Below are 11573 nucleotides of genomic sequence, written 5' to 3'. Positions count from 1 at the left end.
GCATTTTCCCGGACTAAACAAAATGATGAAGTTATTCCGGGACAATTCCTAAACAAGTCGGCACCAGGCCAACTTGTTTACTCACGAGTGGCTGTTATCCCTGATAACGTTCGAATACCAGGCAGGCGTTAGTGCCACCAAAGCCAAAGCTGTTGGACATAATCCGGTTCAGGGTCTGTTCCCGGGCCTCACCGATGAGGATGGGCAGATTTTCCGCCGCTTCGTCCAGGTTCTGCACATTGGCAGAAGCGGTGATGAAGTTGTGCTTCATCATCAGCAGACAGTATATGGCTTCCTGAACGCCTGCAGCACCCAGGGAGTGTCCGGACAGGGATTTGGTGGAGCTGATGACTGGCATCTGGTCGCCAAACACCTCAACAAGGGCTTTCAACTCGGCCACATCACCCACCGGTGTGCTGGTTCCATGGGTGTTGATGTAGTCAATAGGCCCATTAATGGTTTCCATGGCCATGCGCATGCAGCGTGCAGCGCCTTCACCGGAAGGGGCCACCATGTCATAGCCGTCGGAAGTGGCACCATAACCGGTAATTTCAGCATAAATCCTGGCACCGCGGGCTTTCGCGTGCTCCAGCTCTTCCACCACAATCATGCCCCCACCACCGGCGATGACAAAACCGTCCCGGTCAGCATCATAGGCACGGGAAGCCTGTTGAGGTGTGTCATTGAATTTGGTGCTCAGTGCACCCATGGCATCAAACAGGCCGGTTTGTGTCCAGTGCTCCTCTTCGCCACCACCGGCAAAGACGATGTCCTGCTTGCCCAGCTGGATCTGTTCAATGGCATTGCCAATACAGTGCGCGCTGGTGGCACAGGCCGAGGTGATGGAGTAGTTAACGCCCTTGATTTTAAACGGGGTGGCAAGGCAGGCCGATACGGTACTCCCCATGGTGCGGGTAACGCGGTAGGGGCCGACGCGCTTGACGCCTTTTTCCCGCATGATGTCCGCAGAGTCGACAATGTTTTCCGATGAGGCTCCGCCAGAAGCGGCAATCAGTCCGGTACGGGGGTTGGAAACCTGATCTTCGTTCAGGTCGGCATCTTCAATGGCCTGCTTCATGGCAATGTAGGCATAGGCAGCGGCGTTACCCATGAAGCGCAGGGTTTTACGGTCAATAAACTGTTCGAAATCGATGTCTACTGTGCCGGATACCTGGCTGCGGAAACCGTGCGCCTTATAGCTTTCGTTGAAGCGAATACCGGAGCGCCCAAGTTTAAGGCTCCCGGCTACCTCATCCCGGGTGATACCCAGGCAGGATGTGATGCCAATCCCTGTAACTACAACACGTTTCATTGATGTCAACCTGAATAGCCTGTTTAAGTCAGAAAAAACCGTCAGAAAAAACCTCAGATCCTGCCATCCCTCTCGTTCAACGGACAAGAGGGCGCAGGGAAATCAGAAAGCGTCAGTGTTCTGGAAAAGGCCTACCCGAAGACCTTCCGCTGTGTAAATTTCCCGACCATCAACACTGACTGATCCATCAGCGATACCCAGGACCAGTTTGCGTGCAATGATACGTTTAATATCAATACGGTATGTTACTTTTTTGTTAGTGGGCAGAATCTGCCCGGTAAATTTTACATCGCCACTGCCAAGGGCACGCCCGCGACCGGGGTTGCCCATCCAGCCCAGGTAGAAGCCAACCAGCTGCCACATGGCGTCAAGCCCGAGGCACCCTGGCATAACCGGGTCTCCCGGGAAGTGGCAGGAGAAGAACCAGAGGTCCGGGTGGATATCCAGTTCTGCGATGATCTCACCTTTGCCATAGGCACCGCCCTCTTCAGAAATGCGCACGATGCGGTCAAGCATCAGCATATTCGGGGCTGGCAGCTGGGCATTACCGGCTCCAAAAAGCTCGCCCTGTGAACAACGTAGCAAATCTTCTTTGCTGAAGGCTTTTTGTCGGCTAACGGCTTTTTGTTCGCTAACGGCTTTTTGTCTGAGACCAGATTCAAATGGTTGCTTCATTAGTTTGTTGGTTCCTGGAAGGTCCAGCACCTGCATGGCATCAGGCCAGTAATGACACCCGGTATCCGATATTCTGATCGGGACTTCCCTGCTGATACGGCATTCACATCCGGGGCCAATGACCCCGTGTAATCCTGATAGTCCTGCAAAATGCATTACTATCGTACCGGAGATGAACTATACCATTGCTTTTTGTCTGTCATAGTGTTGTTGGGCGATTTGTAACAAAAAGACAACACGGAGTCGCTGAAGACAGGGGTCAATAATAAGTTTCATAGCATTTTATTACCAGATATTCCGAAAGTGTGCGTGTAGGCGCCAAAGGGTCTGCTAATGTATGTACAATTGTGCAATATTGAGGCGTTTGCCTTGAGTTGAAAAAACCAGTTTTCCGGAGGTTTCTTCTGTGCAATCCTGCAAGTGTGATTAAATGAAGTTTTCACCACTGACCCTGGCCCGGATATTTCATAAACGTGCTTCCGCTCTCACTCGTCCATTGCCGCTCTGAGGGAGTTTGTTCAGTTGACCGTACTCCCCGGTACGGCACTTCTTCACAAAATCCCCAAGAGCAACAGAGTCCCGCGCCAGATTCGTGGCAGTTTATAAAATATCCGGGCCAAGCGATTTTGATACATTTTTGCGTGTAAACCGGGATTAATTATATGACAGACAGGCCACAGGGTACCGTAGAAAAGGGCGGCACTGATGTTTACGCAATCGCTGTTCTTGGCGGCGGCAGTTTTGGCACGGCCCTGGCTGATATTTCCGCCACTAATGGCCATAGGGTCAAGCTCTGGATGAGAGATGCAGGGCAGGTCAGGAGTATTAATAATGACCATGTGAATACCAGGTATCTTCCCGATTTCAGGATTCATCGCGCCGTCAGCGCAAGCATTGATCTGTCGGCGGTAGTCAGTGATGCTGATATCGTTTTTATTGCTATTCCCAGCAAATCTTTCCGGGAGGTGGTCAAAAAAACCAATGGACTGCTCGGTGGCAAGATCGTGATCAGTACAACGAAAGGTATTGAGCCCGTGACCTTTGATCTGATGAGTCAGATTCTGGTGGAAGAGCTTGAACATCCCCGTATCGGTGTTCTGAGCGGCCCTAACCTCGCGGCGGAGATCGTTGCCAGGGCTCTGACAGCCACGGTAATTGCCAGTGATGATGAAGACCTTTGCCAGACTGTACAGTCTGTCCTGCACTGTGATTACTTCAGGGTTTATTCCAACACGGATGTTTATGGTGTGGAGTTGGCCGGTGCCTTGAAGAATATTTATGCCATAGTCTGTGGCATGGGGGCGGCGCTGGGCATGGGGGAGAATACCCAAAGCATGCTGATTACCCGAAGCCTGGCCGAAATGAGTCGTTTTGCGGTAAGGCTCGGCGCTAATCCAATGACATTTCTGGGCCTGGCCGGGGTAGGGGATCTGGTTGCTACTTGCACTTCTGACCTGAGTCGAAACTTTCGGGTTGGTTATGCCCTGGGGCAAGGCTGTTCCCTTGATGAAGCTGAGGCGAGACTGGGACAAGTCGCGGAAGGGGTAAACACCCTGAAGCAGGTAAAGCAAAAGGCCGACCAGCTGGGGGTCTATATGCCTCTTGTGGAAGGTTTGTACAGTATTATTTTTGAGGGCCATGCCATTGGGGCGTTGGTCAAGGGCATGATGCTCCGGGAACAGAAAACAGATGTGGAGTTCATGTCCAGATAATACCCGGGCATTCAGTCAAGCAAATATGGAGGTCATCGTAATGGATGAGCAAATGGTTAATAATCTTAAATCAGAGTCCCGCTGGTTGAGGCTGTTCTTTATGGGTGGGTTCTCCATTGTGGCTTATCTTGTTGCTTTTCTGGTGATGCTGATGGCTGTTGTTCAGGCTGTTCACGGGTTTATCGTAGGAAAACCCAATGAGCGTCTGTTGCAATTCAGTGCCGGTGTGAATCAGTACATTTACCAGATTGCCGGATTTCTGACCTACAACTCCGACATTAAACCCTATCCTTTCTCAGACTGGCCCGTACCAGCGAGAGACAAGGCTTCTGACCATACTGAGAAAGAACTGAACGGATCGGGTGATGAGTAAATTATGAAACTTATTATTATGCGCCATGGTCAGGCATCATGGCCTGCTTCTTCGGATAAGGCTTTTTCGGATAAAGAAAGGAGTCTTACCGGTCAGGGTATCCGTGAGGTCAGTGATACTGTTGCTTTATTGGCTGGCCAGCGGGTAAATTATATTTTTTCGAGCCCTTATCTTCGGGCTCAGCAAACGGCTCGCATCGCGGCAGAGCGGTTTGGGCTCAGGGTAGCAACGCTGGACGAGCTGGAGCCTGCTGGTAATCCGGCAAAAGTACTTGATGCTCTTGCGGATTCCGGTGTAGTGCTGTTGGTGAGTCATATGCCCCTGGTCGGCTATCTTGCCGGATTACTGTGCGACGGAACTCCCGGGGCCGGGCCTTCCTTTCAAACAGGCATGGCGCTGGTTCTGGAGATGGATATGCTTGCCCCCGGAACGGGAAGGGTCATTGAACGTATCATACCTTAAGCCGATCTTTTAGTTGTTATAAAAATTTATTTTTTCCATATTTTCAGGGTATAAATCTGCTTTTATAAATATTTTATGGTTGATGAATTCAAATTCATGTTTGCTCCTTTGATTTTTTAATGAACTTATTACTTGTCATCTAATCTAACTTTTGCTCAGACCCATGTTGTTGGCACTTTAAACAGGGAAAGGGTGTAGGGATAGTTAGGGAGTAAGTACGGTGGCGACAAGTTTTATAAGCTTCAGGGGCATTATTATCTGCGCAATAGCAGCATTATTCTGTTCTTATCAATTTATGCTTCAGGGGGCACCATCGGTAATGGTTCCCCAGTTGATGTCGGCTTTCGATCTTGATGTGGCTGATATTGGCGGGTTAACCAGCAGTTTTCTCTGTTTTTATCTGCTTTTTCAGGTTCCGGGTGGTTATCTGGCGGATCGCTGCAATGCCCGGCTATTACTGGTGATTTGCTGTGTCTTGATGGCTGCAGGCTGTTACTGGTTCAGTATTTCTGAAACCCTGTTGTCCGCCAGCGCATCCCGGGCGTTTATGGGTGTGATGACGTCGCCTGTGATTGTGGTGTGCATGAATCTGGCCAGTCGCTGGTTTCCGGAACGTTATTTTCCAACCCTGGCAGGTGCCATTGAATCGTTTGGTTTGGCCGGTGGCGGGCTTGGCCCACTGATACTTCCGAATCTCATGGAAGCATACGGGTGGCAGGGTGCAATGCAGGCCGCAGCCATTTTTGGTGTGGTACTTGCCGTCCTGATTGCCCTCTTTGTTAAAAGCTCGCCGCCCGTCTCTGTCAGTGATGCCAAATTACATGAGGTGACCTGTGGCGGTGATGCTGATATTAACCGGAGCGAAAAGGTGCCATTTGATCTGGCGTCTTTAATTCTTTGCTGTCTGTATGGCTTTGGCCTGTTTGCGGTAATCACCAGTTTTGCCGGTTTATGGGGAATTCCTTTTTTCTATCAGCGTTTTCCCCAAGAGCAGGAAGCGGTTGCTGATATGGTCGCGTTGATGTTTGTCGGTGCTGCCATTGGGGCTCCCCTGCTGGGCTGGTTGGCCTCTTTGGCAGGCTCTATGCGCAAGGTAATGGTGGTTTGCGCTATCGCTTCTCCTGTCTTGTTCAGTCTGCTGATCTTCTGCCCATGTTCTATGTCAGTCATGGCTGTGATCTGTTTTATGGCAGGAATCAGCAGTGTTGGCTATATGCTGGCATTCTCTGTGGTGAAAAGCATCAGTCCACCGCAACGGATTGGCGTCATGCTGGCTATCACCAATGGTTCGATGCTGCTGGCAGGTCCGGTCCTGCAGTTGATGATCGGGTTTATCCTGGAAGGTATCGGGGACGATGGCCTGGGTTCCTTGACCATTCATGACTACCAGCTGGCCTTTATACCTTTACTGCTGTGTCAGTTAATGGCTTTGGTTGTGGCGGTGTACCTGAAAAAACAGTGATAAGCAGTTAACCAAATGAAATCGTAAGTAGCTGGTCATATGGAATCCTATATTTCTGGCCAACTACTTATTGCTACCAATTGCTGGTGGCTGGCGCTATTCTTGCTGATTTTTATTCGATACTTTCGATTAACCCTTGCAAGTACACAAGGGGCTTCACCATCAGGATGGATAATGCCGTTACTCAGATTTGAAAAGGTCAGCCTGGCTTATGGCGACCAACCCCTGCTGGACCATGCCGAGTTTCAGATTCGCAAAGGTGAGAGGGTCTGCTTACTGGGCCGCAATGGCGCAGGCAAGTCTACCTTAATGAAGCTGGTGTCCGGCGCTATTCTGCCTGACGATGGCACCCTGTGGCGCAAGCCTGGCCTGAAGATAGGGGTTCTGAACCAGGATCTTCCTGATCAGGATGACAAGAAAGTTTATGATGTGGTTGCCTCAGGCCTTGAGGCTGTCGGTGAACTGATCAGCCGTTACCATACCTTATCCATGAATATCAGCACTGACGCTGATATGAAAGCACTGGAGAAAGTCCAGCAGCAGCTGGAATCCGTGGATGGCTGGAGCCTCAGCCAGCAGGTGGATACGGTTATTCAGAAGCTGGGGCTTCCAGCTGAAAAACAGATGAAAGCGCTTTCCGGTGGCTGGCGACGACGGGTGGAACTGGCAAGGGCGCTGGTGGGCGAACCCGATCTGCTGTTACTGGATGAGCCTACTAACCATCTTGATATTATTGCCATTGACTGGCTTGAGAAACAGCTGAAAGATTTCTCCGGGGCCCTGCTTTTCATTACCCACGACCGTTCATTTCTACAGTCCCTGGCAACCCGGATTATTGAACTGGATCGGGGGCAGCTGACCAGTTGGAACTGTGATTACCGGACTTTTCTCGAACGTAAGGCCCATGCCCTTGAAGTAGAGGCTGAACAGAATGCCCTGTTTGACAAAAAGCTTGCCCGGGAAGAAGTCTGGATCCGTCAGGGGATTAAAGCACGCCGTACCCGCAACGAAGGACGGGTCCGTGACCTGAAAAAACTCAGGGAGGAACGTCGTCAGCGCCGTGAAGTGCAGGGCACTGCCAGCTTTGGACTGGAACAGGGTGAAGCCTCAGGCAAGCTGGTACTTGAAGCCGATAATGTTTCCCAGTCCTTTGATCAGCATACCGTTATCAAGGATTTCAATCTCCGGCTAATGTGTGGTGACAAGATTGGCCTGATTGGCGCCAATGGGGCAGGGAAGTCAACGTTATTAAGTATCCTCCTGGGTAATCTCCAGCCGGAATCCGGAACTGTGAAAATGGGGACCAGACTGGAGGTGGCTTACTTTGATCAGCTGCGCAATCAGCTGGACCTTGAAAAAACTGTGATTGATAACGTGGCTGAAGGGCGTGATAGTATCACCATCAATGGCTCAAGTCGGCACGTTATTGGCTACCTGGGTGATTTTTTGTTTCCTCCCGGTCGTTGTCGTGTGCCGGTCAAGGCCCTTTCCGGTGGGGAGAGAAACCGGCTATTACTTGCGCGTTTGTTCAGCAAACCTGCCAATCTGCTGGTAATGGACGAGCCCACCAATGATCTGGATGTTGAGACACTCGAACTTCTGGAATCCTTGCTGGTGGAGTTCACTGGTACCATTCTACTGGTCAGCCACGACCGGACATTTCTGGACAATGTGGTATCAAGTACCCTGGTGTTTGAACCAGGTGGTCATATCAGTGAGTTTGTTGGTGGGTTTGATGACTGGTTGCACCAGGGCGGTTCTATTTCCAGCCTGGTGGCAGAAGCCCCGGTGGTTAAAAAAGAGGAAAAAGCCAAAGCGCCACCTGGGACTGAAGTTGCCAGCAAGCCGGTGAAAAAGAAACTCAGTTACAAACTGCAGCGCGAGCTTGATGCTTTGCCAGAGGAGATTGAGGCGCTTGAAAAAGAGCTGGGTCAGCTGGAGGCCCAAACTGCTGAACCGGGTTTTTATCAGGGAGACCAGTCACAAGTCCAGACTGTTCTTGGCAGACTCACTGAGCTGAATGAGTTGATAGATCAGAAAATGGAACGGTGGGAAGAGTTGGATAATATCTGACACTTCCCGCCCTGGCGCACCCGAAGGGCATAAAGGCGAGGGTTCCTGATAGCTCAGGAACGTTTCTGTTTCACAGTTCGTTGCCCGAAGAATAGTGGGGCCGCCGTGGCCTGATTATCGCATAAAAGTTCCCATAGCGAGAATTTTCGGTAATGAAGCAACGGGGGCCCAGGAGGCTGTCCGAGAATAGACTGCCCTACGCGGCAATTGCTCCTGCGTTGATCCGGCTCCTGCATCCGTGCGGTGACAGTAAATTGGTCTTAAAATCCGCTTTTGTCCGGCAAATCGCCCCGCTATTTACCTCAAACCGAATTTTTATCCTCAATTTTCTGACATCCTCGCTACGGGGTCGCCTGGACGGGCGCTACTCTCGGACAGCCTTCTGCCTTCTGGAGTGTTCACGGATCACATGTCTCGATTGTTCAATCATCCTGTCACCCTCCCGGCGTAGGGTGACTGAGTAGACAAGGGGATTTGACTCATCATCTTTCTCCGGGTCTGTTTGCATATTAAAAGTGGCGATGGTTTCGTTATTGTCGTTATAGGACCATACTGCCGGCCATTGGGCATCTCCCTCGTTCTCTGGACAAAGGTATGAATTCAAACTTTGCAACCATCTGAAACCATGGTCAGGATTGGAGAAATCGTAGAACCTGATTTCAGTATCATTGATCCCAAAAAACTCGCCAGCAACGGCCAGGGTGCGCCCGTCCGGACTCGCCTCGGCCCCGAACCACATAAAGTCACAGGACCAGTGCTGATCACCCCGTTGCTGGTAGGTTTTTCCAGTGGAAAGGTTGACCAGGGTTGGTGAAAGGTATGAGTGGCCAGTTAAAACCCAGTCCTGATCCTGACACTGGAAAAACCAGTGTAATGGTGTCACTTCATTCCGAACTGTATTCACGAGAACTTCGTCGTCAGCGCACCTTGTTATTTTGATATGGCTGTAATTGCAATGTTTTACTGAGTTAAACAGGTAGTGACCTGTCTCCAGCAGATATTTTTGATCACAACCCGTTATCGTTTGCGTTAGGCAGGGTTGATATTCGTAGCTATGATCGTGAACAGTGTGCTCGATTTTCTCCCGCGTTTCCCGGTTTTTTTCGACCCATCGGGGGTCATTCCAGCAGGCATCGGTGTGCCTCAGGCTTTGGCACTGTTCATGATTTGGTTCATCTGGTTCATCGCTGGATTTTTTTGAACAGGCCTTGATTTCGCTGTCGGTGTAACAATAAATATCGTGATTATCACTGCCAACAGTGGCCACCGCCTTTGAGTCAGGCAGGTCCTGACCTGCCAGGGACAGTGTTGCAGTACCTGCCCCGGTGTCACGGTCTGCATCCGTTGCCTGTTCTTGATTGCCACCTGAATTGTGCAAGCCCTGTGATGTCGTGGGCAGGGGTAAAGAGGGTGCCGGGTTCAGTTGTTGTGGGCGGACAGAGACAATCTGTGATTTCTCCAGAATATTGTGGTTGCTGACACGGGTGACGCCGGGCATATCTTCAGCGGCATTCAGCCATCCGGTCTCTCCAGAGGCATTGCTATTGACCCGGTGTCTGCCAAATCCGACGGTGTCGGAATCAAGTGGCACTTCAGGAACCGGTTGAAGATTGTTATTAGAGTGCAAACTGGAGGCACTGGTACTCAGAGGGTCTGACATTATGTGTACTCCTGGTTTCCTTTGAATTCTTTATTCAAGGGGGCATCAACCTGCCTGGAGGGACAATGGTTGAGCAATTTAGCGTAGTCCAAGGATTGGGCGGACGTGATTTTTTTTCCTGCAGCCATTGCGGACACTCGTTGGGTGGTACGCAACAGGTTTATTTGCTTCCCTCCAGCACACCCCGGGTAGGCTTTTTTCAGGACCCGACCTGGGCGAAGAGACCCTTTCAGGGTTTTGCGACAACCCCGCCGTGGGCAGGGAAACGTCAATGCTGATCAACAGCCAGCTCAGGGGCTGGACCAGTTGAAGTGACTGGCGACATTGTCAAGCCCATCATGCTACCTCTTGCCTTGGAGCTCTGTGCACGTTGGCTTCATCCGATAAACGGTTCTCCCTTCATGTTCAGTAGGCACCACCGTAAGGCCCCGTTCATTCAGTATCCGTGCGCCTGTACACTCCGGTTGATGGAATATTCGCTCAAGCTCAGATTGCGAGGGCGTACCGATGGCCGGTCGAATACCGTTCTGCTGCAACCGGGCAATCTCTGACTGCATACTGTTGCGGGTGTCAGGCGATAGCCATGACGCTAATGCCAGTTCAAAGTTCAGCTCATCTGCCGCAACGACAATTTTTTCTGTCAGGGTCATGTTTTCAGGTAACTCAACCTGTCGCAGTTCCAGTTCATCGTGCAGTTTTCGGTAGGCTCCGGCCAGGCCGGTTTGCGGATCCCAGCAATCGGGCATGGGCGGGTTGTCCGAACGTTTGGGGTGATCGTTCAGGCAGGGCCTGATGCCCGCTTTTTCTGCCAGCGCCAACCGGACCAGGTCATCCAGATTTTCAAGCATGCACAGCTGTGGGTCCGAGGCCTGTTCAATAAGCAATCGTCGTTGATGGTTATCCACCGGCAAATGGTATTTCGTGGTGAACGGATTGGTATCTTCGTGGTGCCATCCCCCGGTGATGCAGGCCAGGTTCCTGAAGCTCAGCAGTGCTGCCTGGATCAGCAGGGTAAAATCGGGAGCATTAACCACACGAAGCAGTTCAATGGCTTCCGGGTTAAAGTAGCGGTCATCCCCGGGCCCGGCAGGACCGGGCGTTGGACGGATTGCGGGAAAATCAGCCCGGCAGGGTATGACCCGGACGATATCGACGATATCACCAAAGCGCAGCACCTGACGAAGCAGTAATTCGTCTGCCTGGCACTGTTGGTCACTGGTAAAGGGGGCCTTGAACGATTGCATCTTGTTACTGTTTTTGTTTTTCAGTGCCCTGGCCACTAAATCAACCAACTTGGCCGGGTACCGGTGCAAATCCTGCATATCACGCTGGAATAGTTCAGCGGCACGGCGCTCTTCTACATCTTTGTGCTCATCTTCGGCAACCGCATCGTGATATAGCTCGGCAATGGGCAGTAATTCCTGCAGCAGGGGCTGGCTTTTCAGTAATGCCTCGAATGGTGGATGAAATTGAGGCAATACCTCCGTAATAAACTCGGTTGCCAGCTGTGTGCGCAAGGCGTGATCCAGACCGTGAACTTTGCGGAAAGCGGTTTTTATGCCTGCGCCCCTTGCCAGTATGAATTTTGCTTTGTTGAGATGGGGGTTCTGGTAGTAATGTCGACCCGCCTTCCGGGTGATTGCAGGATAGTAATCAACATCCCGGAGGGGCGCAAAGTCCGGCGGGGCGGTCAGAAATTTATTCAGCCATTCGCTCTGGCCAGCTTCTTTGTCATGCAACCGGATAACACAGAAATCATGGACCCGGTAAAGTTTGTGACAAAAATTTATCTGATTACCACTGAAGCTACGTTTGCTTTTAGCAGGGCGGTTGCCAATTAATCA

At 51.1% G+C, this 11573-nt stretch carries 9 protein-coding genes; 5 read left to right on the top strand and 4 right to left on the bottom strand.

Annotated elements, in window-relative coordinates; translation table 11 throughout:
• Positions 1–94: 94 nt before the first annotated feature.
• Positions 95–1312, bottom strand: coding sequence for a beta-ketoacyl-ACP synthase I (gene fabB, locus KDK14_RS00115; protein ID WP_257262982.1), 1218 nt, complete (start codon positions 1310–1312; stop codon positions 95–97).
• Positions 1313–1414: 102 nt separating this feature from the next.
• Positions 1415–1987 (bottom strand): 3-hydroxyacyl-[acyl-carrier-protein] dehydratase FabA, encoded by a 573-nt coding sequence (gene fabA / locus KDK14_RS00110; protein WP_257262981.1) that lies wholly within the window; start codon positions 1985–1987, stop codon positions 1415–1417.
• Between the two features lie 662 nt (positions 1988–2649).
• On the opposite strand from fabA, the gene KDK14_RS00105 reads away from it, so the two are divergent.
• From KDK14_RS00105 to KDK14_RS00085, 5 genes are all read left to right on the top strand, one after another.
• The gene (locus KDK14_RS00105) at positions 2650–3699 is read left to right on the top strand and encodes an NAD(P)H-dependent glycerol-3-phosphate dehydrogenase (protein WP_257262980.1); all 1050 of its coding nucleotides are present in this window, start codon (positions 2650–2652) and stop codon (positions 3697–3699) included.
• Positions 3677–4072, top strand: coding sequence for a DUF4389 domain-containing protein (locus tag KDK14_RS00100; protein WP_257262979.1), 396 nt, complete (start codon positions 3677–3679; stop codon positions 4070–4072). The genes KDK14_RS00105 and KDK14_RS00100 overlap by 23 nt, the downstream gene beginning before the upstream one ends.
• Before the next feature lie 3 nt (positions 4073–4075).
• On the top strand, positions 4076–4534 hold the full coding sequence (sixA, locus tag KDK14_RS00095) for a phosphohistidine phosphatase SixA (protein WP_257262978.1): 459 nt from the start codon (positions 4076–4078) through the stop codon (positions 4532–4534).
• Between the two features lie 220 nt (positions 4535–4754).
• Positions 4755–5996 (top strand): MFS transporter, encoded by a 1242-nt coding sequence (locus KDK14_RS00090; protein WP_257262977.1) that lies wholly within the window; start codon positions 4755–4757, stop codon positions 5994–5996.
• A gap of 174 nt (positions 5997–6170) precedes the next feature.
• The gene (locus KDK14_RS00085) at positions 6171–8069 is read left to right on the top strand and encodes an ATP-binding cassette domain-containing protein (RefSeq protein WP_257262976.1); all 1899 of its coding nucleotides are present in this window, start codon (positions 6171–6173) and stop codon (positions 8067–8069) included.
• Between the two features lie 364 nt (positions 8070–8433).
• Here KDK14_RS00085 and KDK14_RS00080 read toward each other — a convergent pair whose 3' ends face one another.
• Together KDK14_RS00080 and KDK14_RS00075 are read right to left on the bottom strand one after the other, a co-directional pair.
• Entirely contained in the window at positions 8434–9729 is a 1296-nt protein-coding gene (locus KDK14_RS00080; RefSeq protein ID WP_257262974.1) for a hypothetical protein, read from the bottom strand.
• A 341-nt stretch (positions 9730–10070) separates the two neighbouring features.
• Positions 10071–11468, bottom strand: coding sequence for a hypothetical protein (locus KDK14_RS00075; RefSeq protein WP_257262973.1), 1398 nt, complete (start codon positions 11466–11468; stop codon positions 10071–10073).
• Positions 11469–11573: the final 105 nt, after the last annotated feature.

The sequence above is a fragment of the Endozoicomonas sp. ONNA2 genome (assembly GCF_024606365.1).
Classification (GTDB): Bacteria; Pseudomonadota; Gammaproteobacteria; order Pseudomonadales; family Endozoicomonadaceae; genus Endozoicomonas.
This window is presented reverse-complemented; position numbering and strand designations above follow the sequence as displayed.